The sequence below is a fragment of the Pseudomonas sp. R2-60-08W genome (genome assembly GCF_003852335.1).
Taxonomy (GTDB): domain Bacteria; phylum Pseudomonadota; class Gammaproteobacteria; order Pseudomonadales; family Pseudomonadaceae; genus Aquipseudomonas.
Window position 1 is genome coordinate 948,969 of the sequence record NZ_CP027731.1, and the last position, 26,276, is coordinate 975,244.

A 26,276-nucleotide genomic window follows, 5' to 3' on the forward strand; every position below is an offset into this window, starting at 1 on the left:
CAGGCTTTATGGAATTAGAAGCGCGTTATCGTCGTTTTTTAGTTGCTGTTACATATTTAAGAAGTTTTCTTTTTGGCTTGAAGTTAGAGCGTGGAAGTCGTGTGGGAAGTTTGTAATTGTTTGGGTGGAAAACTGCCGCGACGATTCGGACGAAGGCGACAGCCAGACAGAGGCCGTGCGCAAAAAGAAGCCCCTCCCGCCCGGCTGATGCGCAACCTGACGGGAAGGGCTGTAGAACTCAGACTTTGATCGTTCCCACGCTCCGCGTGGGAATGCATCCCTGACGCTCCGCGTCACCTCAACGGCGGGACGCGGAGCGTCCTAGGCGGCATTCCCACGCGGAGCGTGGGAACGATCGTCAGGCCACGAATTGCTCCGCATAGTGGCAAGCCACCTGGCGATTATCCAACGGCCGCAACAGCGGCTCCTCGGTGCTGCAGCGTGCCGTCGCGTACGGGCAGCGCTTGTGAAAGGCGCAACCCGACGGCGGGTTCAGCGGGTTGGGCAGCTCGCCGACGATCTTGATCTTCGGCTTGTTCGGGTCCGGGTGGATGGTCGGCGTGGCCGACAGCAGCGCCTGGGTGTATGGGTGCAAGGGGCGGGCGTAGATGTCTTCCTTGGGGCCCACTTCCACCGGGCGGCCGAGGTACATCACCATCACGTCATCGGCAACGTGTTGCACCACGGCCAGGTTGTGGGAGATGAACACGTAGGCCGTGTTGAATTCCTGCTGCAGGTCCATGAACAGGTTGAGTACCTGGGCCTGGATCGACACGTCCAGTGCCGAGGTCGGTTCATCCGCCACCAGAACTTTGGGTTGCAGCATCATCGCCCGGGCCAGGGCGATACGCTGGCGCTGGCCACCGGAGAACATGTGCGGGTAGCGCTGATAATGCTCAGGGCGCAGGCCCACTTGCTTCATCATCGCCTGCACTTTCTCGCGGCGTTCGGCGGCGGATAGGTTGGTGTTGATCAGCAGCGGCTCGCCGAGCTGATCACCGACTTTCTGCCGTGGGTTCAACGACGCGTACGGGCTCTGGAACACCATCTGCACGTCTTTGCGCAATTGCTTGCGCTGAGCCTTGTCGGCGCCGGCCACTTCCTGGCCGGCGATTTTAAGGGAGCCGGATGACGGCTCTTCGATCAGCGTGAGGGCGCGGGCCAGGGTGGATTTGCCGCAACCTGATTCGCCTACGACGGCGAGGGTCTTGCCGGCTTCCAGTTCGAAAGACACGCCATTGAGGGCACGCACCGTAGCGTGGCCCTTGAACAGGCCACGGGACACTTCGTAGTGACGGGTCAGGTCGCGGGCGGTAAGAACGACGGCCATTACGCCACCTCCTGGTTCAAGGGGTAGAAGCAGCGCGCAAGGCTGTTGGTTTTCGGGTCGAGGGCAGGGCGCTCGGTACGGCAGTTCTCACGCACATACGGGCAGCGCGGCGACAGCAGGCAACCTTGCGGGCGGTCGTAACGGCCGGGCACGATACCCGGCAGCGTGGCCAGGCGTGTGGCGCCCAGGCTGTGCTCGGGGATCGCCTTGAGCAGCGCTTCGCTGTAAGGGTGCGCTGGAATGTCGAACAGTTGCGGGACCTGGCCGACTTCAACGGCCTGGCCGGCATACATCACGCACACGCGCTGGGCGGTTTCAGCCACCACCGCGAGGTCGTGAGTGATCAGCACCAGGCCCATGTTCTGCTCTTTTTGCAGGGCCAGCAGCAGGTCCATGATCTGCGCTTGAATCGTGACGTCCAACGCGGTGGTCGGTTCGTCGGCGATCAGCAGTTTGGGCTCGCCGGCAATCGCCATGGCGATTGCCACGCGCTGGCTCATACCGCCGGAGAGTTGGTGCGGGTAGGCATCCATACGGCTGGAAGCGCCAGGGATTTCCACTTTTTCCAACAGTTCGATGGCGCGCTTGCGCGCTTGCTTGCCGGACATTTTCAGGTGCAGGCGCAGCACTTCTTCAATCTGGAACCCCACGGTGTAGCTGGGGTTCAGCGCGGTCATCGGGTCTTGGAACACCATCGCCAGGTCTTTGCCGACGATCTGACGACGCTGACGGTTGCTCAGCTTGAGCATGTCCTTGCCGTCGAAGTTCAGGGCATCGGCGGTGACGATGCCGGGGTGCTCGATCAGGCCCATCAGCGCCATCATGGTCACGGATTTACCCGAGCCCGACTCGCCAACGATTGCCAGGACTTCGCCCTTGTCGACGGTAATGTCGAGGCCATCGACCACTGGCACGGCGGTCTCGTCGCCGAAGCGAACGTTGAGATTCTTGATTTCTAACAGTGACATGGGAATCTCCTCAGGCGGCGTTCTTGAGTTTCGGGTCCAGCGCGTCGCGCAGGCCGTCACCCATCAAGTTGATTGCCAGCACGCTGAGCAAAATGGTCAAGCCCGGCAAGCTCACGACCCACCAGGCGCGTTCGATATAGTCGCGGGCCGATGCCAGCATGGTGCCCCACTCCGGCGTTGGCGGTTGTACGCCAAGGCCGAGGAAGCCCAGGGCGGCGGCATCGAGGATCGCCGACGAGAAACTCAAGGTGGCCTGCACGATCAGCGGCGCCATGCAGTTGGGCAGCACGGTGATGAACATCAGGCGTGGCAGGCCGGCACCGGCCAAGCGCGCGGCGGTCACGTAGTCGCGGTTCAGTTCGCCCATCACCGCAGCGCGGGTCAGACGCACGTAGGACGGCAGCGACACAATGGCGATGGCGATCACGGTGTTGATCAGGCCAGGGCCGAGGATGGCGACAATCGCCACGGCCAGCAGCAGCGACGGCAGGGCCAGCATGATGTCCATCAAGCGCATGATGGTCGGGCCCAGCAGGCGCGGGAAGAACCCGGCGAACAGGCCAAGCAGGATGCCCGGGATCAGCGACATCACCACGGAGGACAAACCGATCAACAGCGACAGGCGCGAACCCTGGATCAGGCGCGAGAGCAAATCCCGGCCCAGTTCGTCGGTGCCCAGCAGGAACTGGATCTGCCCGCCTTCCAGCCATGACGGCGGAGTGAGCAGGAAGTCGCGGTATTGCTCGCTCGGGTTATGCGGTGCAACCCAAGGGGCGAAGATCGCGCAGAACACGATCAGCAACATGAACAGCAGGCCGGCAACCGCGCCTTTGTTCTTGGAGAAGGCTTGCCAGAATTCTTTGTACGGAGACGGGTACAGCAGGCTCTGATCGACTGCTGACACTGGAGTAGAGGTAGTCATGGTCATGATCTCAGCGCTGGTGACGGATGCGTGGGTTGGCGAAGCCGTAGAGGATGTCCACCACGAAGTTCACCAGGATCACCAGGCAGGCGATCAACAGAATGCCGTTTTGCACCACCGGGTAGTCCCGCGCGCCAATGGCTTCGATCAGCCATTTGCCGATGCCGGGCCACGAGAAGATGGTTTCGGTCAGTACCGCACCGGCCAGCAACGTGCCGACTTGCAGGCCGACCACGGTCAATACCGGGATCAGCGCGTTGCGCAGGCCGTGTACGAACACCACGCGCGCCGGCGACAGGCCCTTGGCCTTGGCGGTACGGATGTAGTCTTCGCGCAGCACTTCGAGCATCGACGAGCGGGTCATCCGCGCAATCACCGCCAGCGGGATGGTGCCCAGCACGATGGCTGGCAGGATCAGGTGGTGCAGGGCGTCCCAGAACGCGTCCGGCTCGTCGGCCAGCAGGGTGTCGATGAGCATGAAGCCGGTGCGCGGCTCGATGTCGTAGAGCAGGTCGATACGCCCGGAAACCGGGGTCCAGCCCAGGCTCACCGAGAAGAACATGATCAGGATCAGGCCCCACCAGAAGATCGGCATCGAATATCCCGCCAGGGAGATGCCCATCACCCCATGGTCGAACAGGGACCCTCGTTTCAAGGCCGCGATCACCCCGGCCAACAGGCCCAGGATACCGGCGAACAACAGGGCGGCGATGGACAGTTCCAGGGTCGCCGGAAAGAGTGCGGTGAACTCGGTCCACACGCTGGTGCGGGTACGCAGCGATTCGCCAAGATCGCCCTGGGCGAGCTTGCCGACGTAATCCAGGTATTGCGCATACAACGGCTTGTTAAGGCCAAGGCGCTCCATTGCCTGGGCATGCATTTCGGGGTCAACCCGCCGCTCGCCCATCATGACTTCTACGGGGTCGCCTGGAATCATGCGAATCAACGCAAAGGTCAGCAACGTGATGCCGAAGAACGTGGGGATCAATAACCCCAGTCGGCGGGCAATAAAACTAAACATCTTGGTGTGTACCTCAATCAGCCGGTTAGGCAGGTTCGGCGCCGTCACGGTCGACGGCGCCGAGCGTTTTTCTTATTTACTTCACCTGGGTGGTGGCGAAGTTATTAGTCCCCAGAGGGCTTTGGGTGAAGCCTTCTACGTTCTTGCGCATGGCGGTGAACAGTTTCGGATAAGCCATGGGGAGCCATGGTTGGTCCTTGTCGAAAACGTCCTGTGCTTGTTCATAGAGTGCAGCGCGCTGGGCGGGTTCAGCGGTGGCGCGCGCTTTGTCGATCAAGTCTTGAAACTCTTTGTTACACCAGCGCGCGTAGTTTTCGCCGTTTTTCGCTGCATCGCAACTCAGGTTTGGCGTAAGGAAGTTGTCAGGGTCGCCGTTATCACCGACCCAGCCAGCCGATACCATGTCGTGCTCGCCGTTTTTAGCGCGCTTGAGCATCTCACCCCATTCCATGACTTTGATATTCACCTTCAGGCCGATCTGCGCCAGATCCGCCTGCATGCGCTGGGCGCCGAGCATCGGGTTGGGGTTGGTCGGGCCGCCGCCGTTACGCGTGAACAGGGTGAATTCAGTGCCTTCCGGCACGCCTGCTTCCTTGAGCAGGGCGCGAGCCTTGTCCAGATCGCGGGGCGGATTCTTCAGTTTGTCGCTGAAACCCAGCAAGGTCGGCGGATAAGGACCAGTCCCCACCACCGCATTGCCTTTGCCGAACAGGGCTTCGGTGTAGCCGGCCTTGTCGAACGCGATATTGATCGCGTGACGCACCCGCGCATCGCTCATGTATTTGTGGGTCGTGTTCAAGGCGGTGTAACTGGTGGTCATCGCCGCCAGCTCATCGACTTTCAGGTTTGGGTCTTTCTTGATGCTTGGAATGTCATCCGGCTTGGGGAACAGTGCGATCTGACATTCGTTGGCCTTGAGCTTCTGCAGGCGCACGTTGTTATCGGTGCTGATCGCCAAGATCAGCGGGTCGACTGCCGGTTTGCCACGGAAGTAGTCGGGGTTGGCCTTGAAGCGCGCCTGGGCGTCCTTCTGATACCGGGTGAAGATGAACGGGCCAGTGCCGATAGGCTTGGCGTTGAGGTCTTCGGTCTTGCCGGATTTGAGCAACTGGTCGGCGTATTCCTTCGAATGGATTGAAGAGAATGCCATGCCCAGGTCGGCCAGGAAGGGTGCTTCAGGACGCGTCAGGGTAAAGACAACGGTGTAGTCGTCGGTCTTCTCTACGCTCTTGAGCAGTTCCTTGAAGCCCATGCTTTCGAAATACGGGTAGCCCACGAGGGACTTTTTATGCCACGGGTGATTCGGGTCCAGTTGACGCTGGAAACTCCAAAGCACGTCGTCGGCGTTCAGGTTGCGCGTGGGTTTGAAATAGTCGGTGGTGTGGAACTTGATGTCGTCACGCAGGTGAAAGGTGTAGGTCAGGCCATCGGCGCTGATCTCGGGCAGGTCTTTGGCCAGCGCGGGAACGACTTCGGTGGTGCCGGGCTTGAAATCCACCAGGCGGTTGAACATGGTTTCCGCAGCGGCGTCAGCGGTCACGGCGGTGGTATACAGGACCGGGTCAAAACCTTCCGGGCTGGCTTCGGTGCAGACCACCAGCGGTTTGGCCGATACGCCGATCGCCACGCTCAGCAGCGCAGCGGCCATGGCAGCTTGTAACGGGAGCATTTTCATTCAGAGCCCTCTGCAATCGATGGAGCCAGAAACGCGTAGGCGGCGGGCTCGTCCTGAGCCCGCCGCCTGCCTGGCGCTAATTAAAGAATGTTGAACGGAATGGTGGTGACCAGACGGAACTCTTTGATGCTGCCGTCGGACTGGAACTCGCTGCCACGGTGCTCAACATAGGTTGCGCGCACGGTAGTGGCTTTGAGTGGGCCGCTCTGCAGGGCATAAGAGGCGCCTACACCGTATTCCTGGTGCTTCTCGCCGTCCTGGGACTGAATGCCGTCGTAGGCGAACTTGGCCCGGCCGTTGTTGCCGGTGTAGTGGGTGCCGTCGATGTCCCAGCCGCGCGCCGAGTAGGCGTTGAACTTCAGGCCTGGCACGCCGTATTCGGCCATGTTGATGGCGTAGGCGATCTGGAAGGACTTCTCGTTCGGGCCGTTGAAGTCCGAGGTCAGGGAGTTGGCCAGGTAGATGCCGTTGGTTTCGTGCAGGTAGTCGAAGTACTCGTTACCGTTCACTTGCTGGTAAGCGAAGGTCAGGCTGTGTGCCTGGTGAGTCAGTCCCAGGGACAGGGAGAAAGTATCGTTGTCGATTTCCCCCATCTCTTTTTTGCCTTCATCGACCGTCTTGTAGTAGTTGAAACCGGTGGTCAGGCCCAGTTCCTTGGCGTCGCCCAATTCGTGGGTAGCGCCGAAGTAGTACTGGTTCCAGAAGTCCTTCACGTTGGCGGCGAAGAAGCTGGTCTTCAGGCTTTTCAGCGGCTGGTAGTTCACACCCAGGGTGGAGACTTTGTCGGTTTCTACGCCATTGCCGTATTCGCTGCGGAATTTCGACAGGCTCTGTTCGGTACGCGGTGACACGCGATCGAAAACACCGCCCTGGAACGACAGGTTGCTGAACTCTTCGCTGTTGAAGCTCACACCCTGGAAGCTGGAAGGCAGCGCACGGTTGCCGATGGTATCGACGATGCCGCTGCTGAAGTTCTGGCGACCGGCGGTCAAGGTGGTGTTGGACACACGGAACTGCACGTTGGCCAGGCCCAGTTTGCTCCACTGATCTACAGCGTCGCCGTTGGAATCGGCCAGGGTGCGGTTGGAGCCGCCTTTGATGTCACGCTTGCTGCGGTCCAACACCAGCGCGTTGTACACCGCCACTTCGGTCTTGACGCCAACAGTGCCCTGGGTGAAACCCGAGCTGGCGTTGAGGATGGTGCCCTGTACCCAGTTGGTACGGTTGCGGTCGGTACGGGTTTCGCCGTGCTTCTGGTAAGCGAAGGTGCCCCCACGGTATTTGCTTTCATGGGAGTACCAGTTACGCGTGGTACCGCCCAGGCTGAAATCTTCGATAAAGCCTTTGGCCTCGCTTTGCGCGCTGGTGCCGGCCAGGGTGGTAGGAACGAAGTCCTGGCTCTGCGTTTCAGCGTAGGCGGTGGCCGTGATGCTGCTGATGGCCAGGGCCAGAAGCGCTTTGCTGCTCAGTTTCATGGGTGAAGCTCCTTTGGTTCTCTTTTTTATGCCGGTCTTTTTAGGTGAACCGGCTATTGGGTGTGTAACTCGTTCAAGCTATTGCAAACGTTTGGCGTAGGAAAAATCCCAACAAAAGGCTGCACGTTTGCCGAAAGGCCGCCAGGCCCTTCGCCATCCGGTTATTTTTTCTTATGGGGTGATACTGACGCCCGAGAACACGTTGCGGCCGAAGGGGCTCACCTTGAAGCCTTCGACTTTGGCGCTCAACGGCTGGTTGACCGTCGAGTGGGCGACTGGCGTGATCGGCACCTGCTGCTTGAGCAGTTGCTGCGCCTGTTTGTACAGAACAGTCCTTTGTTCGCGGTCGGTCACGACCTTGGCTTGCTTGATCAGCTTGTCGTACGCCGGGTCACACCACATGGAGTAGTTGTTCCCGCCGATGGCGTCGCAGCTGTAGAGGGTGCCCAGCCAGTTGTCCGGGTCACCGTTGTCACCGGTCCAGCCGATCAGGCTGACATCGTGCTCGCCGTTCTTGGTGCGCTTGATGTATTCGCCCCATTCGTAGCTGACGATCTTCACTTTCAGGCCGATCTTGGCCCAATCGTTCTGCAGCATTTCCGCCATCAGCTTGGCGTTGGGGTTGTACGGCCGTTGCACCGGCATCGCCCATAGGGTGATCTCGGTGCCTTCCTTCACGCCGGCGGCCTTGAGCAGTTCCTTGGCTTTTTCCGGGTTGTAGGCGGCGTCCTTGATGCTGTCGTCGTAGGACCACTGGGTCGGCGGCATGGCGTTGACCGCCAGTTGCCCGGCGCCCTGGTACACCGCATTGAGGATGCTCTGCTTGTTCACCGCCATGTCCAGCGCCTGGCGCACTTCGAGCTGGTCGAAGGGTTTGTGGCGCACGTTGTAGGCGATATAGCCAAGGTTGAAGCCAGGCTTGGTCAGCAGTTGCAGGTTCGGGTCGGCCTTGAGTGCGTCGACGTCGGCGGGACGCGGGTGCAGGGTGACCTGGCATTCGCCGGCCTTGAGCTTCTGCACGCGCACCGAGGCGTCGGTATTGATGGCGAAGATCAATTGGTCGAGCTTGACCTTGCTGGGGTCCCAATACTGTTTGTTTGCCACATAGCGAATCTGCGAGTCTTTCTGGTAACGCTGGAACACGAACGGGCCAGTGCCGATGGGCTTCTGGTTGATATCGCTGGGTTTGCCTTCCTTGAGCAATTGCTCGGCATACTCGGCCGAGAGGATTGCGGCGAAGCTCATGGCGATGTTTTGCACGAACGCGGCATCCACCGTATTCAGGGTGATCACCACGGTGTGCGGGTCGGTTTTTTCAACCTTGGCAATGTTCTTGTTCAGGCTCATGCCGTTGAAGTACGGAAACTCGGTAGGGTAGGCCTTGCGGAACGGGTGGTCAGGGTCAAGCATGCGGTTGAACGTGAACAGCACGTCGTCGGCATTGAAGTCGCGCGTTGGCTTGAACTCCTTGTTGCTGTGGAACTTCACCCCTTCGCGCAGATGAAAGGTGTAGGTCAGCCCGTCTTCGGAAATATCCCACTTGGTTGCCAGCCCAGGCACTACGTCAGTCGCCCCTTTTTCGAACTCGACAAGTCGGTTGTATAACGGCTCAGCGGCATCGTTGTCGGTGGCGGTGGTGTATTGCGCCGTGTCAAAGCCCGCCGGGCTGCCCTCGGAGCAGAACACCAGGCTCTTCTTTTCGGCGGCCTGAGCCGTGGTGGCCACAGCCAGCAGGCTGGCGGCAAACATTGCGGATAGAACGGTGGTATGGCGCATGACGATTCCGATCCTTGTGTGTAGTTATCAACAGCGAGCAATCCCTCAGGCCTGTAGCCAAGGGGACATCACTGGTCCCACATGCGGTAAGTGCCTTTCCCGAATTGGTACCTCTGTAGTCCTACGACGTTATGGGTCGCGGACTTCACAGTAAATGCGCCAAATCGGATTGACCCTGTAGGCAACGGAGGCACGAAGCGCAGTTCATTGCTGTAAGGCGGCAACGCTTGCGGGTGTGGTCTGTTTCCTACGGGTCTGGCAGATGTAATAACGGCGACGTTATGAGCGTCGCCGCTATCGATCCTTACTTGCCGCTTACGCTGACGCCATAGAAGGAGTTCAAGCCAAACGGGCTGATCTTGAAGTCCTGCACGGTGTTGCGCATGGGTTGATACACCGTCGAGTGCGCGATAGGTGTGTAAGGCAGTTCACGTTTAAGCAGTTGTTGCGCCTGTTTGTACAGTTCGGTGCGCTTGGCAACGTCTGTGGTCGCCTTGGCCTGGCTGATCAGGGCGTCGTAGTCTTTGTTGACGAATTTGGAGAAGTTGTTGCCGTTCAATGCCGGGGATGAAAACAGCGTGCCGAGCCAGTTGTCCGGATCACCATTGTCACCGCTCCAGCCGATGATCATGGCCTGGTTTTCACCACCTTTGGAACGCTTGATGTACTCGCCCCACTCGTAGCTGACGATGTTGACCTTCAGGCCGATCTGTTTCCAGTCGCTCTGCAGCATCTCGGCCATCAGCTTGGCGTTCGGGTTGTACGGACGCTGTACTGGCATGGCCCACAGGGTGATCTCGGTGCCTTCCTTGATGCCGGCTTCCTTGAGCAGTTCCTTGGCTTTTGCCGGGTCGTACTTGGCATCCTTGATAGTGGTGTCATACGACCACTGGGTTGGCGGCATGGCGTTGACGGCCAATTGGCCAGCGCCCTGGTACACGGAGTCGATGATCTGCTGCTTGTTCACCGCCATGTCCAGCGCCTGGCGAACCCGCAGGTCCGCCAATGGGTTCGGCGTGGTCTGGCCTTTAAGCACAGGCATCACGTTATAGGCGATGTACCCCAGGTTGAAACCGGCCTGGTGCGGCATCTTCATGTCCTTGTCCGCTTCCAGTGGCTTGATGTCCGCCGGGCGAGGATAGGCCGTGATCTGGCACTCGTTTTTCTTCAGTTTCTGGATGCGGACCGATGGGTCCGTGGAGATTGCGAAGATCAGGTTGTCGATCTTGACGTCTTCAGGCTTCCAGTATTCCTTGTTGCCGGTGAAGCGAATATTGGAGTCTTTCTGGTAGCTCTTGAACACGAACGGGCCAGTGCCGATTGGCTTCTGGTTGATGTCGCTGGCCTTGCCTTCCTTCAACAGCTGGGCGGCGTATTCGGCCGACTGGATCGAGGCGAAGCTCATCGCCAGGTTCTGGATGAAGGCGGCGTCCACGGTGCCAAGGGTGAACTTGACGGTGTGGTCATCGACTTTTTCGATGTTCTTGATGTTCTTGTCCATCTCCATGTCGGAGAAGTACGGGAACTCAGTGGGGTAGGCTTTGCGGAACGGGTCGTCCTTGTTGATCATGCGGTTGAACGTGAAGAGCACGTCATCGGCATTGAATTCACGCGTCGGCTTGAAATACGGGGTGGTGTGGAACTTGACGCCTTCCCGAAGGTGGAAGGTATACGTCAGGCCGTCCGGGGACACGTCCCAGCTGGTAGCGAGGCCAGGAATCACGGCGGTGCCGCCACGTTCGAACTGGCTCAGGCGGTTGAACATGGTTTCGGCCGAGGCATCGAAGTCTGTTCCGGTGGTGTACTGGCCTGGGTCAAAACCGGCCGGGCTCCCTTCGGAGCAGAACACCAGGTTAGTTGCCGCTTGGGCAAACGGGGCTGCGGCCATAAGGCCAGCGCTCACTAAGAACGGAAGGACTGCGTGTTTAAGCATGTTGGCCTCATGATTTGTTGTCATTTTTGGTGGTGAGGGCGACCTCGTGAGTCGGCCTGCGGATACTTATGCAGGCGCCATACCCATTGCAAGATGTTGAACGGTTGCAAGCGCCAAACAGTGGGACGGGCGTACAAGAATGTCGCATTTATGAAAGTTTCGACATAAATGCATCTATTTGGCGGGTTTTTTCGGTGCGCCGTGCGCACCGAAAAGGCCCAATCGACGTGTCTAGTGCACTCGGTTGGGGCGTTGTTGTTACTTATCTAGACTCACGCCATAGAACGGTGTCAGCCCAAAGGGGCTGATCTTGAAATCGCGAACTTCCTTGCGCAGCGGCTGGAAAACCGTCGAGTTCGCAATAGGCGTTATAGGTACTTGTTCCTTAAGGATTTGTTGAGCCTGCTGATACCACTTGATGCGCTGCTCGCGGTCGTTGCTGACCTTGGCCTGCTGCACCAGCTTGTCATAGGCCGGGTTACACCATTTGGCGTAATTGCTGCCCTTGACTGCGGCACAACTGTAGAGCACGCCGAGCCAGTTATCCGGGTCGCCATTATCGCCGGTCCAGCCGTAGATCATGGCGTCATGCTCACCATTTTTGGCGCGCTTGATGTATTCGCCCCACTCATAGCTGACGATGTTGGCCTTGATGCCGACCTTGGCCCAATCCTGCTGGATCATTTGTGCCGACATGCGCGCGTTCGGGTTGGAGGCGCGTTGCACGGTCATTGCCCACAGGTTGATGGTGGTACCTGGTGCAACCCCTGCTTCTTTTAGTAGCGCCCGGGCCTTGGCCGGGTTGTAGGGGGCGTCCTTGATCGTCGGGTCATAAGACCATTGCGCAGGAGGGAGAGCGTTCTGCGCCAATTGTCCGGCGCTTTGGTAAACGGCCTTGATGATGGCCGGTTTGTCGATGGCCATATCCAGCGCCTGGCGCACCTTGAGTTGGTCCAGCGGCGGGTGGGTGACGTTGTACGCCAGGAAACCCAAATTGAAGCCGGCCTGCTGCTGCACGCGCAGGTTTGGGTCCTGCTTGATCACCTCGATGTCGGACGGGCGCGGGTAGCCGCTGACCTGGCATTCACCCGCCTTGAGTTTCTGCACGCGCGCGGCGGCGTCAGGGGTGATGGCGAATACCAGGTTGTCGAGCTTCACGTCCTCGGGTTTCCAGTACTGCTTATTGGCGACGTAACGGATCTGCGAGTCTTTCTGATAGCGCTTGAACACGAACGGGCCGGTGCCGACCGGTTTCTGATTGATGTCCTCGGCCTTGCCCTGCTTCAAGAGCTGGGCGGCATATTCGGCCGATTGCACCGAAGCGAAACTCATCGCCAGGTTCTGTACGAACGATGCATCAACGTTGTTCAGGTTGAAGCGCACGGTGTGTTCGTCGAGTTTGTCGAGGCTCTTGATCGTGGTGTTCAGGCCCATGTCGGTGAAGTAGGGCGACTCGGAGGGGTAGGCCTTGCGAAACGGGCTCTCGGCATCCAGCAGGCGGTTGAAGGTAAACACCACGTCATCGGCGTTGAAGTCGCGGGTGGGGGTGAAGAAATCGGTGGTGTGGAACTTGACGCCGTCGCGCAGGTGGAAGGTATAGGTGAGACCGTCTTCGGAGACCTCCCAACGGGTGGCGAGGCCGGGCTCGACTTCGGTACCGCCGCGCTTGAACTGGGTAAGGCGGTTGAATACGGTTTCGGCGGAGGCATCGAACTCGGTGCCGCTGGTGTATTGGCTCGGGTCGAAGCCGGCGGGGCTGGCTTCCGAGCAGTAGACCAGGGTGGTAGAGGCGTGTGCCAGCGGCATAACGGCCAGGAGGCCTGCGGCAAGGAGGAGCGGTTTGAAGGCGATTCTTTCCATGGAGACCCCTGAAATGGCAGCCCTATAAAAGCTGCGCAAACGAAAACGGCGGTCACCGAGGTTACCGCCGTTCAGGTGTGTCAGGTAGGGGGTTACTGCATTTGCACTTCAATCACGCCGTCGGCACTCATGTTGACCTGGCTGGTGCCGGCCTCCACTTCAGGCGTTGGCGCCGAATCCACCATGGCCGCTTTCATCATCATCCCGCCGCGCGCATACGGCTGTGGATAACCATTGGTGTTGAAGTTCAGGTTGACGATCTTGTAACCCTTGCCGCCCAGCGCATCGGTGGCCAGTTGCGCGCGGGCCTTGAACGCGGCAACCGCGTCTTTGAGCAGCGCGTCTTCGCTGGCCTTGCGCGTGCTGTCAGCGATGGCGAAGTCCATGTTGTCCATTTTCAGGGTGTTCAACAGCTCGCCGGTGAGTTTGGACAGCGCCGGGAAGTCCGCGCTTTCCAGGCGCAGTTCGGCGCGTTCGCGCCAGCCGGTGATTTTCTGATTCTTGCTGTCGTAGATCGGGTAGCTGTTGCGGCTGCCTTGGCGCAGGGTCACGGCCTTGACTTCACGAGCCTGGCCCAACGCCTGGTTCATGGTGGTGGTGATTTCAGCGGCAAGCTTGGCCGGGTCGGCGTTTTGCGCTTCGGTGTAAAGAGTGACGATCATCTTGTCGCGCGCCACTTCCTGGCTGACTTCGGCGCGCAGGGAGATCTGGTTGTAATGCAGTTCATCGGCGGCCATGGCCGGCAGGCTGGCCAGGGCGCTGGCGCCGAGGGTGAGAACCGCTGCACTGCGAGTGAAACGAGACATGAAAGCTCCTTGGGATTGTCGTGTTCGGTATGACTGTAGACGGTGGCATCGGGTTCTTCGGGTTTATGAATTAGAAAAAAGTTTCAAGCTACAAGCTACAAGTGAAAGCGAGGCTGACTTGCAGCTTTCAACTTGTGGCTTATAGCTACAGCGCCCACTGCGTCAAAGAGCCACACACCGAATGCCGAGGCGCTGCTTCGTTTATACTCGTGCCGATCCGCCTGCAGCGCCCATCGGGAGAGCTCATGCTCGCCGCCGTAAAACTGACTTCCGCCACCCGCCAGAACCTCTGGCGCCTGACGTTCATTCGCACCCTGGTCTTGGCCGCACAGGCAGGTTCCGTCGGGCTCGCCTATTGGTTCGACCTGTTGCCGCTGCCCTGGCTGCAACTGGCGGTGACCCTCGGATTCTCCAGCGTGCTGTGTGCGTTTACCGCGATTCGGTTGCGCACCACGTGGCCGGTCACCGAATTGGAATATGCCCTGCAATTGGCGTGCGACCTGTTTATCCACAGTGTGTTGCTGTATTTCTCCGGCGGTTCCACCAACCCATTCGTTTCTTATTACCTGGTGCCACTGACCATTGCCGCCGTGACGTTGCCGTGGCGCTATTCGGTGGTGCTGTCGGGCATCGCGCTAACGTTGTACACCTTGCTGCTGGCGCAGTTCTATCCTTTGCAGACGTTTCCCATCGCCCGGGAAAACCTGCAGATCTACGGGATGTGGCTGAGCTTTGCGCTGTCTGCCGCAGTGATCACGTTTTTTGCCGCGCGCATGGCCGAAGAGTTGCGCCGCCAGGAAGAACTGCGCGCAATTCGCCGTGAAGAAGGCCTGCGCGACCAGCAATTGCTGGCCGTCGCCACGCAGGCCGCAGGCGCCGCCCACGAGTTGGGCACGCCGCTGGCGACCATGAGCGTGCTGCTCAAGGAGATGACCCAGGACCATCACGACCCGGCGTTGCAGGATGACCTCAGCGTGCTGCAGGAACAGGTCAAGCAGTGCAAATTGACCCTGCAGCAACTGGTACGCGCCGCCGAAGCCAATCGACGCCTGGCGGTAGAAATGCAGGATGTCACCCAGTGGCTCGACGAAGCGCTTAACCGTTGGCACCTGATGCGTCCCGAAGCCAGTTACCGGTTCAGCCTGTTGGGCCAGGGCAGCGTACCGCGCATGGCGCCGCCGCCTGATCTCACCCAGGCGTTGCTCAACCTGCTGAACAATGCGGCCGACGCCTGCCCCGAGGGCTTGGGCGTGCAGTTGGACTGGGACGCGGAAAACGTCACCATCAGCATTCGTGACCACGGCGCGGGCGTGCCGCTGGCCATTGCCGAGCAGATCGGCAAACCGTTCTTTACCACCAAGGGCAAAGGCTTCGGCCTCGGCCTGTTTTTGAGCAAGGCCAGCGTGACCCGCGCGGGCGGCTCAGTGAAGCTCTATAGTCATGAGGAAGGTGGCACGCTCACCGAGCTGCGCCTGCCCCGTGTCGCACGAGGAGATATCGATGAGTGACGAGATCCAAGTCGAAGGCGAAGAACTGCCGCATCTGTTGCTGGTAGATGATGACGCCACCTTTACCCGCGTGATGGCCCGCGCCATGAGCCGTCGCGGTTTTCGCGTCAGCACTGCGGGCTCAGCCGAAGAGGGCCTGGCCATCGCCCAGTCCGACCTGCCGGACTACGCCGCGCTCGACCTGAAAATGGACGGCGACTCGGGCCTGGTGCTGTTGCCCAAGCTGCTCGAGCTCGACCCGGAAATGCGCGTGGTGATCCTCACCGGTTATTCCAGCATCGCCACCGCCGTAGAAGCGATCAAGCGTGGCGCGTGCAATTACCTGTGCAAGCCGGCGGATGCCGATGACGTACTCGCCGCGCTGCTTTCCGAGCATGCCGACCTCGACACCCTGGTGCCGGAAAACCCCATGTCGGTTGACCGTCTGCAGTGGGAACACATCCAGCGCGTACTGACCGAGCACGAAGGCAACATCTCCGCCACTGCTCGCGCCCTGGGCATGCACCGGCGCACGTTGCAGCGCAAACTGCAGAAGCGCCCGGTACGGCGCTGAACGAAGACTGAACAATCCGTCTCAGGCTGCACGGAGCCGTGAACCGATCGCCTATGATCGGTTCAAACGCCTGTCATAATTTCCTACCGAGCCTGAACGATGAATCAGAACGCTGAATACTCCGCGGTCAATGATGCGGTGCGTGGGCAATTCTTCCGCCGGACCTGGGCGATGATCACGCCGTATTGGCGCAGTGAAGAGAAGGGCAGGGCCTGGTTGCTGCTGGCCGCCGTGATTGGTTTGTCGCTGTTCAGCGTGGCGATCTCGGTGTGGATCAACCACTGGTACAAGGATTTCTACAACGCCCTGGAAAAGAAGGACACGGCCGCCTTCTGGCAATTGATCGGTTACTTCGGCGGCATCGCGGCCGTGGCGATCCTCGGCGCGGTGTATCGCTTGTACCTGACCCAGATGCTCACCATTCGCTGGCGTGCCTGGCTGACCGAAAAGCACTTCGCGCGCTGGCTTGCCCACAAGAACTACTACCAGCTGGAGCAGGGCGGCTACACCGACAACCCGGACCAGCGGATTTCCGAAGACCTCAATACCTTTACCACCAGCACCTTGAGCCTGGGCCTGGGACTGCTGCGCAACGTGGTCAGCCTGGTGTCGTTCTCGATCATCCTGTGGGGCGTGTCGGGCAGCATCGAAGTGTTCGGCATCACCATTCCCGGCTACATGTTCTGGTGTGCGCTGCTGTATGCCGCCGTGGGCAGTTGGCTGACGCACCTGATCGGGCGACGCTTGATCGGCTTGAACAACCAGCAACAGCGCTTCGAAGCGGACCTGCGTTTCTCCATGGTGCGGGTGCGTGAAAATGCTGAAAGCATCGCCCTCTACAACGGCGAGCCGAATGAAAAGCAGCGCCTGAGCTCGCGCTTCGGCAAGGTCTGGCACAACTTCTGGGACATCATGAAAGTGTCCAAGCGCCTGACCTTTTTCACCGCCGGCTACAGCCAGATAGCGATTATCTTCCCGTTTATCGTCGCCGCGCCGCGCTACTTCACCGGCAAGATCGAACTGGGCGAGCTGATGCAAATCAACTCGGCGTTTGGCAATGTGCAGGAAAACTTCAGTTGGTTCATCAACGCCTACTCGGAACTGGCGGCGTGGCGTGCCACCAGCGACCGTCTGCTGAGTTTCCAGCAGGCCATGAGCGACAACGAGGAGCGTGCTCCGGCCATCGATGTGCGCCCTGAAGGCGAACACCTGGTGATCAAGGATCTGGGCATGGACCTGGCCGATGGTCGTCACTTGCTCACCGACGCCGACATGACCGTGGAGCCGGGTCAGCGCGTGATGCTCAGCGGGCGTTCAGGCAGTGGTAAAAGTACGCTGCTGCGCGCAATGGGCCATTTGTGGCCGGCAGGGCATGGCAGCATTCGCCTGCCGGCGACGCGTTATCTGTTTCTGCCGCAGAAGCCTTATTTACCGATTGGCACGTTGAAGGCAGTGTTGAGTTATCCACAAGAGGACAGCGCTTACCCTGCGCCACGTTATGCACAGGTACTGGAAACCTGCCGCCTGCCGCATCTGGTCAGCCGTCTGGATGAAGCCAACCACTGGCAGCGCATGCTCTCGCCCGGCGAACAGCAGCGCCTGGCCTTTGCCCGCGCCTTGTTGTTCGCGCCGCAATGGCTGTACATGGACGAAGCCACCTCGGCCATGGATGAAGAGGATGAAGCGACGCTGTATCAGGCGTTGATCGATGAACTGCCGGGGCTGAGCATCGTCAGCGTCGGGCATCGCAGCAGCCTTAAGCGTTTCCATGGGCGGCATGTGCGCATCGAGGGTGGGCGGTTGCAGGAACAGACAGTGTCCTGAGGCGGGGCTCGGTCAATGTGGGAGGGGGCTTGCCCCCGATGGCGGTGGACCAGTTGATACCTGTGCTGGCTGACACACTGCTATCGGGGGCAAGCCCCCTCCCACATTTGATCTTCACTATTCTGGAGAATGAGCCCCAATAAAAAGCCCGGCTGATCATCGATCAGCCGGGCTTTGTGTTGCTGGAAGCTAACTTACTTCTTCAAGCCGTAATGCTCATCCAGCATGCCTGGGGCGTCCGGCGTTTTTGGCGCGTAGTCCCGTGGCGGTTCCTGGTTTTCCCGAGGCGGGGTCAGGCGTTCCCGTGGGGTCTGCGGTGCATCGGAATGCAACGCGGCCAGCAGGCGCTGGCGGGTGATGTCGTCGAGGGCCAGGCGGTTAGCGCCATCGGCGAGATGATCCTGTACTTCCTGGTAGCTCTGGGTGAGCTTCTTGACCAGGGTCGCGGTGCTGTTGAAGTGGGTAACAACCTCGTTCTGATAACTGTCAAAACGTTCCTGAATGTCATCCAGCTGACGCTGCGTGCGGTTAGGCGCGGCATTCGGCAGCAGGCGAGCAACCAGGAATCCAATGGCGACACCGGCAACCAGGGCAAGAGTCGGCAACAACCAAACTAAGAGCGAGTGTTCCACGAGTCCTTCCTCTATAAACGGCTTTGCTTTACGTTAACGGCTCAAACCTGCGCTGTATACCGCGATTAAGCTCGCAATGATGCCATGCACAGACTTTTAGCTAGACGAGTCGACCCCTTGAGAGGTCACGGAGTTCATCCTTGCTCATGCGTGAAACCCCCGTTTTGATCGATGGCCCGGTGGGTCAATTGGAAGCCCTGTACCTGGATCACCCCGCCCCACGCGGTCTGGCGCTGATCTGCCACCCTAACCCGGTGCAGGGCGGGACCATGCTCAATAAAGTTGTCTCGACCCTGCAACGCACCGCCCGCGACGCCGGCTTGATTACGTTGCGTTTCAATTATCGTGGCGTCGGCGCGAGTGCCGGTAGCCACGACATGGCCAGCGGCGAAGTTGACGATGCCGAAGCGGCCGCCACGTGGCTGCGGGAAAAACACCCCGATCTGCCGCTCACCCTGCTGGGCTTTTCCTTCGGTGGCTATGTGGCCGCCAGCCTCGGCGGGCGCCTGGAAGCCAAGGGCGAGAAGCTGGCGCACCTGTTCATGGTGGCTGCCGCAGTGATGCGCCTGCGTGACACGGATGTGCTGCCACATGATTGCCCGTTGACGCTAATCCAGCCGGAAACCGACGAAGTGGTCGACCCGCAAGTCGTCTACGACTGGTCTGGCGCCCTGAAACGCCCCCATGAGCTGCTGAAAGTGGCAGAATGCGGACACTTTTTTCACGGCAAGCTCACCGATCTGAAGGATCTGGTGCTGCCGCGCCTCTCGAATTGATAGCAGTCTGATAAGCGATTACCCATGACGACGCGTACCCGTATCCTCACCGGCATCACCACCACAGGCACGCCGCACCTGGGCAACTACGCCGGTGCGATCCGCCCGGCGATCCTTGCCAGCCAGGACGCCAATGCCGATTCCTTCTACTTCCTGGCCGACTACCACGCCCTGATCAAATGCGATGACCCGCAGCGCATCCAGCGCTCGCGTATGGAAATCGCCGCGACCTGGTTGGCCGGTGGCCTGGATGTGAACCGGGTGACGTTCTATCGCCAGTCCGACATCCCCGAGATTCCCGAGCTGACCTGGTTGCTGACCTGCGTGGCCGCCAAGGGCCTGCTCAACCGCGCCCATGCCTACAAGGCCTCGGTGGACAAGAACGTCGAGAGCGGCGAAGACCCGGATGCGGGCATCACCATGGGCCTGTACAGCTACCCGGTGCTGATGGCGGCGGACATCCTGATGTTCAACGCGCACAAGGTGCCGGTGGGCCGCGACCAGATCCAGCACGTGGAAATGGCCCGCGATATCGGCCAGCGTTTCAACCACCTGTTCGGCAACGGTAAAGAATTCTTCACCATGCCCGAGGCGTTGATCGAAGAAAGCGTTGCCACCTTGCCGGGCCTGGATGGCCGCAAGATGTCCAAGAGCTATGACAACACCATCCCGTTGTTCACCAGCGCCAAGGACATGAAGGAGGCGATCTCGCGGATCGTCACCGACTCGCGCGCGCCCGGCGAGGCGAAGGACCCGGACACTTCCCACCTGTTCACCCTGTACCAGGCATTTGCGAGCAAAGCCCAGGAACAGGAGCTGCGCAGTGAACTGTTGCAAGGCCTGGGCTGGGGTGAGGCAAAGAAGCGTCTGTTCCAACTGCTGGACAGTCAATTGGGTGAAGCGCGCGAGCGTTACCACCAACTGATGTCGCGCCCGTCGGACATGGAAGATCTGCTGCTGGTCGGCGCCAAGAAGGCTCGCGCCGTGGCGGCACCGTTCCTGGCAGAGTTACGTGAGGCGGTGGGCTTGCGTTCGTTTGTCAACCAAGACAGCTTCACCATTAGCAATAGCAAGAAAAAAACCGCAAAGTCTTCACGTATCGTCAGTTTCCGCGAAGGTGATAGCTTCCGTTTCCGTGTGCTCGCAGCCGATGGCTCGCAATTGTTGCTGTCGAGTAATTTCTCCGATGGAAAACGAGCAGGCGCGGTGATTAAGCAATTGCAATCGGGCCAAACGTTGGACATTCGCAGCGAACAGTTTGGTTTCACCGTTTGGCTTGAAGGCGAATGCGTGGCTGAAAGCTCTGCAATCTATCTCGGCGCTACTGAGCGAGACGCTGGCATTGCAGCTCTTCGCGCTGCGTTGGCCCCAGTCGAGGATTAACCCGACCAAGGGTTGATTGCCATTATCCGGGGCCGTCGTTACAGTGACGGCCCGTTTTTGTTGCCTTGCTAACGAAATTATGACGCCCCTAGAACGATATCAAGCTGATCTGAAACGCCCTGACTTCTTCCATGACGCGGCCCAGGAAAATGCGGTGCGTCATTTGCAGCGCCTGTACGAAGACCTGGTCGCGGCTTCGCAAAGCAAGCAGGGCATGCTCAGCAAGCTGTTTGGCAAGAAAGACCGCACGCCGGTCAAGGGCCTATACTTCTGGGGTGGCGTCGGCCGGGGCAAGACCTACCTGGTGGACACCTTCTTCGAAGCGCTGCCGTTCAAGGAAAAGGTCCGCACCCACTTCCACCGCTTCATGAAGCGCGTGCACGAAGAGATGAAGACCCTGCCGGGGGAGAAGAACCCGCTGACGATCATCGCCAAGCGTTTCTCCGACGAAGCGCGGGTGATCTGCTTCGATGAGTTCTTCGTTTCCGACATCACCGATGCCATGATCCTCGGCACATTGATGGAAGAGCTGTTCAAGAACGGCGTGACCCTGGTCGCCACCTCGAACATCGTGCCCGATGGTCTCTACAAGGATGGCCTGCAGCGCGCACGCTTCCTGCCGGCCATTGCGTTGATCAAGCAGCACACCGATATCGTCAACGTCGACAGCGGCGTCGACTATCGTTTGCGTCACCTCGAGCAAGCGGAGCTGTTCCACTTCCCGCTCAATGAGGCGGCCCACGACAGCCTGAAGAAAAGCTTCCGCGCGTTGACGCCGGAATGCACCCAGGCCGTGGAAAACGACAAGTTGATGATCGAAAACCGCGAAATCATCGCTTTACGTACCTGCGATGACGTGGCCTGGTTCGAGTTCCGTCAACTGTGCGACGGCCCGCGTAGCCAGAACGACTACATCGAATTGGGCAAGATCTTCCATGCGGTGATCTTGAGCGGTGTGGAACAGATGGGCGTGACCACCGACGACATCGCGCGGCGTTTTATCAACATGGTCGACGAGTTCTATGACCGTAACGTCAAGCTGATCATCTCGGCGGAAGTCGAACTCAAGGACCTCTACACGGGTGGTCGCTTGAACTTCGAATTCCAACGCACCTTGAGTCGTTTGCTGGAAATGCAGTCCCACGAATTCCTTTCGCGCGGACACAAACCGTAAGGCCAATGTAGATCAAAGTGTGGGAGGGGGCTTGCTCCCGATGGCGGTGGATCAGTCAGTGCATCTGTTACTGACAGACCGCTATCGGGAGCAAGCCCCCTCCCACATTGGTTTTGTGTGCATCCTCCGTCAGGCGGCCTGCTGGAACTGCTGGCGATACTGATTCGGCGACAACTCAGTGTGCTGCCTGAACAACCGCGCAAAGAAACTCGCATCGTCGTAACCCACCTCATAGCTGATGGTCTTGATGCTCTTGCGGCTGCCCGACAGCAGGCCCTTGGCCGTCTCGATGCGCAGGCGTTGCAGATAATGCAGCGGCTTGTCGCCGGTGGCAGTCTGGAAGCGTCGCATGAAGTTGCGGATGCTCATGCCGTGCTCGCGGGCGACGTCTTCAAAGCGGAACTTGTCGGCGAAGTGTTCTTCGAGCCAATGTTGGATCTGCAGGATGATCACATCCTGGTGCAGCTTCTGCCCGCCAAAACCGATGCGCCCTGGCGAGTAGCTGCGTTGCACCTCATACAGGATGTCGCGGGCCACGGCCTGGGCGATGTTGGCGCCGCAGAAGCGTTCGATCAGATAAATGTAGAGGTCGCAGGCGGAGGTGGTGCCGCCGGCGCAATACAGGTTATCGGCGTCGGTCAGGTGCTTGTCCTGGTTGAGTTGCACCTTGGGGAAGCGTTCGCTGAAGGCGGTGAAGAAGCGCCAGTAGGTGGTCGCCTCCTTGCCATCGAGCAGGCCTGCTTCGGCCAGCCAGAACACACCGGTGGCTTCTCCGCACAGCACGGCGCCGCGGGCGTGCTGTTCGCGCAACCAGGGCAGTACCTGTGGGTAGCGGGTGCACAAGGCCTCGAAGTCGTCCCAGAAGGCGGGCAGCACGATGATGTCGGCGTCTTCCAGGCCGCCGTCCACCGGCATGATCACATTGCTGAAGCTGCGCACCGATTGCCCGTCGGGGCTGACCAGGCGCGTCTCGAATGCGGGCGTCAGGCCCAGGCCCTGTTGCTTGCCATACCGCAGGCTGGCGAGATGGAAGAAATCCTTGGCTTGCATGAGGGTTGAAGCGAAGACCCGATCGACGGCCAGGATGCTGACGCGCCGCAAGGGCGTAGAGATTTGGTTAGACATAATTTCATTTATTCTTATAGGGGAAAGTGGTCACCAGACGGCTGGATCGTCTTATTTTTTGTCGCATGTGTCCAGTGTCCCGTGACGCATTCGCGGCATAGGCTCAGTGGGCTCATTCTTGTCCGACAATCCTCACAGGTGACCCATGATTCCCAGAACCTTGTTCAGCCCGGAGCACGAACTCTTCCGCGAAAGCGTGCGTACCTTCCTCGACAAAGACGCCGCGCCATTCCATGGGCAATGGGAGAAACAGGGGTACATCGACCGTAACCTCTGGAACAAGGCGGGGGAGGCGGGGATGCTGTGTTCGCACGTACCGGAAGAATACGGTGGGCTGGGCGCGGATTTCCTTTACAGCGCGGTCGTGATCGAAGAGATCAGCCGCCTGGGCTTGACCGGCATTGGCTTTTCCCTGCATTCGGACATTGTTGCGCCGTACATCCTGCATTACGGCAGTGAGGCGTTGAAGCACAAGTACCTGCCCAAGTTGATCTCCGGCGAGATGGTCACGGCCATCGCCATGACCGAGCCGGGGGCCGGTTCTGACCTGCAAGGGGTGAAGACAACGGCTGTGTTGGACGGTGATGACTATGTGATCAACGGCTCCAAGACGTTCATCACCAACGGCTACCTGGCCGACCTGGTTATTGTGGTGGCCAAGACCGACCCCAAGGCCGGCGCCAAGGGCACTAGCCTGTTCCTGGTCGAGGCCGACACGCCGGGCTTCGATAAGGGCAAACGCCTGGAGAAGGTCGGCATGAAGGCCCAGGACACCTCTGAGCTTTTCTTCCAGGACGTGCGTGTGCCCAAGGAAAACCTGCTGGGCCAGGCCGGCATGGGCTTCGCATATTTGATGCAGGAATTGCCCCAGGAGCGGCTGACGGTGGCGATTGGTGCGCTGTCGTCAGCTGAGGCGGCGTTGCAGTGGACGCTGGATTACACCCGCGAGCGCAAGGCGTTTGGCAAGGCGATAGCTGACTTTCAAAACACCCGCTTCAAGCTGGCAGAAATGGCCACCGAGATTCAGATCGGCCGTGTGTTCGTGGACAAATGCCTGGCGCTGCACCTGGAAGGCAAGCTGGATGTGCCCACGGCGGCGATGGCCAAGTATTGGGCCACGGACCTGCAATGCAAGGTGCTCGATGAGTGCGTGCAACTGCACGGCGGGTACGGTTTCATGTGGGAATACCCGATTGCGCGGGCGTGGGCGGACGCGCGGGTGCAGCGGATTTATGCGGGGACCAATGAGATCATGAAGGAGATTATTGCGCGGGCGCTTTGATGCTCGTTCCCACGCTCCGCGTGGGAATGCCTCAGATGACGCTCCGCGTCATGGCTCTTGCAGCGGACGCGGAGCGTCCAAGCCGGCGTTCCCACGCAGAGCGTGGGAACGATCAATCACGGCGCCGGATTCGGATGATCCTTCTGAATCGCCTCAATCCCGTCCAGCACTTCCTTGGACAATTTCAAATCGGCACTCGCAATGTTGCTGTCCAACTGCTCCAGGCTCGTGGCCCCGATAATATTGCTGGTCACAAACGGCTGTTGCGTCACAAACGCCAACGCCATTTGCGCCGGGTCCAGCCCATGCTCCCGCGCCAGTGCCACATAACGGCTGCACGCCGCTTCCGACTGTGGGTTGAAATAACGACTGAAGCGGCTGTACTCCGTCAGACGCGCCTTGGCCGGGCGTGCGCCGCCCTCGTACTTGCCGCTGAGCATGCCGAACGCCAGTGGCGAGTAGGCCAGCAAACCGCAGTGTTCGCGGATGGCAATTTCCGCCAGGCCCACTTCAAAGCTGCGGTTGAGCAGGTTGTAGGGGTTCTGGATCGACACCGCGCGGGTCCAGCCACGGGCTTCGGCCAGGGCCAGGAATTTCATGGTGCCCCACGGAGTTTCGTTGGACAGGCCAATGTGGCGGATCTTGCCGGCCTTGACCTGCTCATCCAGCGCTTCAAGGGTTTCCTCCAGCGGGGTGAGGTCGTCTTCGTCCTTGTGTTTGTAGCTCAACTGGCCAAAGAAATTGGTACTGCGCTCCGGCCAGTGCAACTGATAGAGGTCGATCCAGTCGGTTTGCAGGCGCTTGAGGCTGGCGTCGAGGGCGTCGACGATATGCTTGCGGTTGTGGCGCAGGTAGCCATCGCGGATATAGTCGATGGTGTTGCCGGGGCCGGCGATCTTGCTGGCGAGGATCCAGCCGGCGCGATCGCCACGGCTCTTGAAGTAATTACCGATATAACGCTCGGTGGTGGCGTAGGTTTCGGCCTTGGGCGGTACCGGGTACATTTCTGCCGTGTCGAGGAAGTTGATGCCCGCGGCCTTGGCCCGTTCGATCTGTGCGAAGGCCTCTGGCTCGCTGTTCTGCTCGCCCCAGGTCATGGTGCCCAAGGCAATCGCGCTTACGTTCAGATCGGTCCGGCCCAGCTGTCGATAATCCATCGAGTACTCCTTCAGGGGAAAACATTCATAAAAGCAGGTTGAATTTTTTTTCGCAATCTGCATAATTGCCCACCTCTTTCTGCAGTGGAAGTGATGCGCCGTCTGCCGAAGAATCTTGCCGTTGAACGGACGCGCTGACCCGAGCCCCCGATAGCGTCTGTATCCGGCTGCCTTTGACCTTGTCAAAGTACGCACTATTCAGTAAGATCCGCCGTCTAATTTACAGGGCGGCCCCTGAGGCTATTAAAGAATGACAACTTTTACTGCAAAACCGGAAACAGTTCAGCGCGACTGGTTTGTCGTCGACGCCGCTGGTCAGACCCTGGGTCGTCTGGCCACTGAAGTCGCCAGCCGTCTGCGTGGCAAGCACAAGCCTGAATACACCCCGCACGTTGATACCGGTGACTACATTGTCATCATCAACGCTGAGCAGGTACGTGTTACCGGCAACAAAGCGCAAGACAAAATGTACTACCGTCACTCCGGTTTCCCAGGCGGTATCAAGTCTTCCAACTTTGAAGGCCTGATCTCCAAGAAGCCTGAAGCCCCGATCGAAATCGCGGTCAAAGGCATGCTGCCTAAGGGCCCACTGGGTCGCGATATGTTTCGCAAGCTGAAAGTCTATGCGGGCGCTGTACACCCTCATGCTGCTCAGCAGCCCCAAGAACTGAAGTTTTAACGGAATAGTTCATTATGTCGGCGACTCAAAATTACGGCACTGGCCGTCGCAAAACCGCAACCGCACGCGTTTTCCTGCGTCCGGGCACTGGTAACATCTCGATCAACAACCGCACTCTGGAAAATTTCTTCGGCCGCGAAACTGCCCGCATGGTAGTTCGTCAGCCGCTGGAACTGACCGAGACTGTTGAAAAGTTCGACATCTACGTCACCGTTATCGGTGGCGGTGTAAGTGGTCAAGCTGGCGCAATCCGCCACGGTATCACTCGCGCTCTGATGCAGTACGACGAAACCCTGCGTGGCGCTCTGCGCAAAGCTGGCTTCGTTACTCGCGATGCTCGTGAAGTTGAACGTAAGAAAGTCGGTCTGCGTAAAGCGCGTAAGCGTCCGCAGTACTCGAAGCGTTAATTCGCTTTAC

General features: G+C 59.4%; 22 protein-coding genes. 9 read left to right on the forward strand and 13 right to left on the reverse strand.

Features of this window, described 5'->3' with window-relative positions; all coding sequences use genetic code 11:
• Positions 1-358: 358 nt before the first annotated feature.
• The 10 genes from C4J90_RS04170 to C4J90_RS04215 form a co-directional block, all read right to left on the reverse strand.
• Positions 359-1,330 (reverse strand): peptide ABC transporter ATP-binding protein, encoded by a 972-nt coding sequence (locus C4J90_RS04170; protein ID WP_124361269.1) that lies wholly within the window; start codon positions 1,328-1,330, stop codon positions 359-361.
• Positions 1,330-2,298 (reverse strand): ABC transporter ATP-binding protein, encoded by a 969-nt coding sequence (locus C4J90_RS04175; protein ID WP_124361270.1) that lies wholly within the window; start codon positions 2,296-2,298, stop codon positions 1,330-1,332. Before C4J90_RS04175 ends, C4J90_RS04170 begins: the two co-directional genes overlap by 1 nt.
• 10 nt (positions 2,299-2,308) lie before the next feature.
• The gene (locus C4J90_RS04180) at positions 2,309-3,220 is read right to left on the reverse strand and encodes an ABC transporter permease subunit (protein ID WP_057724524.1); all 912 of its coding nucleotides are present in this window, start codon (positions 3,218-3,220) and stop codon (positions 2,309-2,311) included.
• Positions 3,221-3,230: 10 nt separating this feature from the next.
• Positions 3,231-4,241 (reverse strand): ABC transporter permease subunit, encoded by a 1,011-nt coding sequence (locus tag C4J90_RS04185; protein ID WP_124361271.1) that lies wholly within the window; start codon positions 4,239-4,241, stop codon positions 3,231-3,233.
• Positions 4,242-4,317: 76 nt separating this feature from the next.
• A complete protein-coding gene (locus C4J90_RS04190; protein ID WP_124365811.1) occupies positions 4,318-5,916 on the reverse strand; it encodes an ABC transporter substrate-binding protein in 1,599 nt (532 codons plus the stop codon).
• An 80-nt stretch (positions 5,917-5,996) separates the two neighbouring features.
• Positions 5,997-7,391, reverse strand: coding sequence for an OprD family outer membrane porin (locus tag C4J90_RS04195; RefSeq protein ID WP_124413849.1), 1,395 nt, complete (start codon positions 7,389-7,391; stop codon positions 5,997-5,999).
• A 171-nt stretch (positions 7,392-7,562) separates the two neighbouring features.
• On the reverse strand, positions 7,563-9,167 hold the full coding sequence (locus C4J90_RS04200; RefSeq protein ID WP_124361274.1) for an ABC transporter substrate-binding protein: 1,605 nt from the start codon (positions 9,165-9,167) through the stop codon (positions 7,563-7,565).
• A gap of 304 nt (positions 9,168-9,471) precedes the next feature.
• Positions 9,472-11,100: an ABC transporter substrate-binding protein gene (locus tag C4J90_RS04205; RefSeq protein WP_124419286.1), complete on the reverse strand. Its 1,629-nt coding sequence runs from the start codon at positions 11,098-11,100 to the stop codon at positions 9,472-9,474.
• 258 nt (positions 11,101-11,358) lie between these two features.
• The gene (locus tag C4J90_RS04210; RefSeq protein ID WP_124419287.1) at positions 11,359-12,960 is read right to left on the reverse strand and encodes an ABC transporter substrate-binding protein; all 1,602 of its coding nucleotides are present in this window, start codon (positions 12,958-12,960) and stop codon (positions 11,359-11,361) included.
• Positions 12,961-13,052: 92 nt separating this feature from the next.
• Positions 13,053-13,766 carry an SIMPL domain-containing protein gene (locus C4J90_RS04215; protein WP_124361277.1) on the reverse strand — a complete coding sequence of 238 codons (714 nt, stop codon included), beginning with the start codon at positions 13,764-13,766 and terminating at the stop codon, positions 13,053-13,055.
• Between the two features lie 245 nt (positions 13,767-14,011).
• On the opposite strand from C4J90_RS04215, the gene C4J90_RS04220 reads away from it, so the two are divergent.
• The 3 genes from C4J90_RS04220 to C4J90_RS04230 all read left to right on the forward strand — a co-directional run bounded on the left by C4J90_RS04220 (position 14,012) and on the right by C4J90_RS04230 (position 17,651).
• Positions 14,012-15,274: an ATP-binding protein gene (locus tag C4J90_RS04220; protein WP_065893639.1), complete on the forward strand. Its 1,263-nt coding sequence runs from the start codon at positions 14,012-14,014 to the stop codon at positions 15,272-15,274.
• Positions 15,267-15,827, forward strand: coding sequence for a response regulator transcription factor (locus tag C4J90_RS04225; protein ID WP_124361279.1), 561 nt, complete (start codon positions 15,267-15,269; stop codon positions 15,825-15,827). Before C4J90_RS04220 ends, C4J90_RS04225 begins: the two co-directional genes overlap by 8 nt.
• Before the next feature lie 99 nt (positions 15,828-15,926).
• Entirely contained in the window at positions 15,927-17,651 is a 1,725-nt protein-coding gene (locus C4J90_RS04230) for an ABC transporter ATP-binding protein/permease (protein ID WP_124419288.1), read from the forward strand.
• A 194-nt stretch (positions 17,652-17,845) separates the two neighbouring features.
• Here C4J90_RS04230 and C4J90_RS04235 read toward each other — a convergent pair whose 3' ends face one another.
• Positions 17,846-18,283 (reverse strand): YhcB family protein, encoded by a 438-nt coding sequence (locus tag C4J90_RS04235; protein WP_057724532.1) that lies wholly within the window; start codon positions 18,281-18,283, stop codon positions 17,846-17,848.
• A gap of 146 nt (positions 18,284-18,429) precedes the next feature.
• On the opposite strand from C4J90_RS04235, the gene C4J90_RS04240 reads away from it, so the two are divergent.
• From C4J90_RS04240 to zapE, 3 genes are all read left to right on the forward strand, one after another.
• Complete coding sequence (locus tag C4J90_RS04240) at positions 18,430-19,059, forward strand: alpha/beta hydrolase (RefSeq protein WP_124361281.1); 630 nt, start codon at positions 18,430-18,432, stop codon at positions 19,057-19,059.
• Positions 19,060-19,083: 24 nt separating this feature from the next.
• On the forward strand, positions 19,084-20,442 hold the full coding sequence (locus tag C4J90_RS04245) for a tryptophan--tRNA ligase (protein ID WP_124419289.1): 1,359 nt from the start codon (positions 19,084-19,086) through the stop codon (positions 20,440-20,442).
• A gap of 79 nt (positions 20,443-20,521) precedes the next feature.
• Complete coding sequence (gene zapE / locus C4J90_RS04250; protein ID WP_124365820.1) at positions 20,522-21,616, forward strand: cell division protein ZapE; 1,095 nt, start codon at positions 20,522-20,524, stop codon at positions 21,614-21,616.
• Between the two features lie 129 nt (positions 21,617-21,745).
• Here the strand turns inward: zapE and C4J90_RS04255 are convergent, their stop codons facing one another.
• Positions 21,746-22,666, reverse strand: coding sequence for a GlxA family transcriptional regulator (locus C4J90_RS04255; protein WP_177412769.1), 921 nt, complete (start codon positions 22,664-22,666; stop codon positions 21,746-21,748).
• 220 nt (positions 22,667-22,886) lie between these two features.
• Between C4J90_RS04255 and C4J90_RS04260 the strand changes: the two genes are divergently transcribed.
• On the forward strand, positions 22,887-24,023 hold the full coding sequence (locus C4J90_RS04260) for an acyl-CoA dehydrogenase family protein (RefSeq protein ID WP_124361285.1): 1,137 nt from the start codon (positions 22,887-22,889) through the stop codon (positions 24,021-24,023).
• A 116-nt stretch (positions 24,024-24,139) separates the two neighbouring features.
• Here C4J90_RS04260 and C4J90_RS04265 read toward each other — a convergent pair whose 3' ends face one another.
• On the reverse strand, positions 24,140-25,180 hold the full coding sequence (locus C4J90_RS04265) for an NADP(H)-dependent aldo-keto reductase (RefSeq protein ID WP_124419290.1): 1,041 nt from the start codon (positions 25,178-25,180) through the stop codon (positions 24,140-24,142).
• 250 nt (positions 25,181-25,430) lie between these two features.
• Here C4J90_RS04265 and rplM point away from each other — a divergent pair, with 250 nt between their 5' ends.
• The gene (gene rplM / locus C4J90_RS04270; RefSeq protein WP_003171742.1) at positions 25,431-25,859 is read left to right on the forward strand and encodes a 50S ribosomal protein L13; all 429 of its coding nucleotides are present in this window, start codon (positions 25,431-25,433) and stop codon (positions 25,857-25,859) included.
• 14 nt (positions 25,860-25,873) lie between these two features.
• Positions 25,874-26,266 carry a 30S ribosomal protein S9 gene (gene rpsI / locus C4J90_RS04275; protein WP_003216038.1) on the forward strand — a complete coding sequence of 131 codons (393 nt, stop codon included), beginning with the start codon at positions 25,874-25,876 and terminating at the stop codon, positions 26,264-26,266.
• Positions 26,267-26,276: the final 10 nt, after the last annotated feature.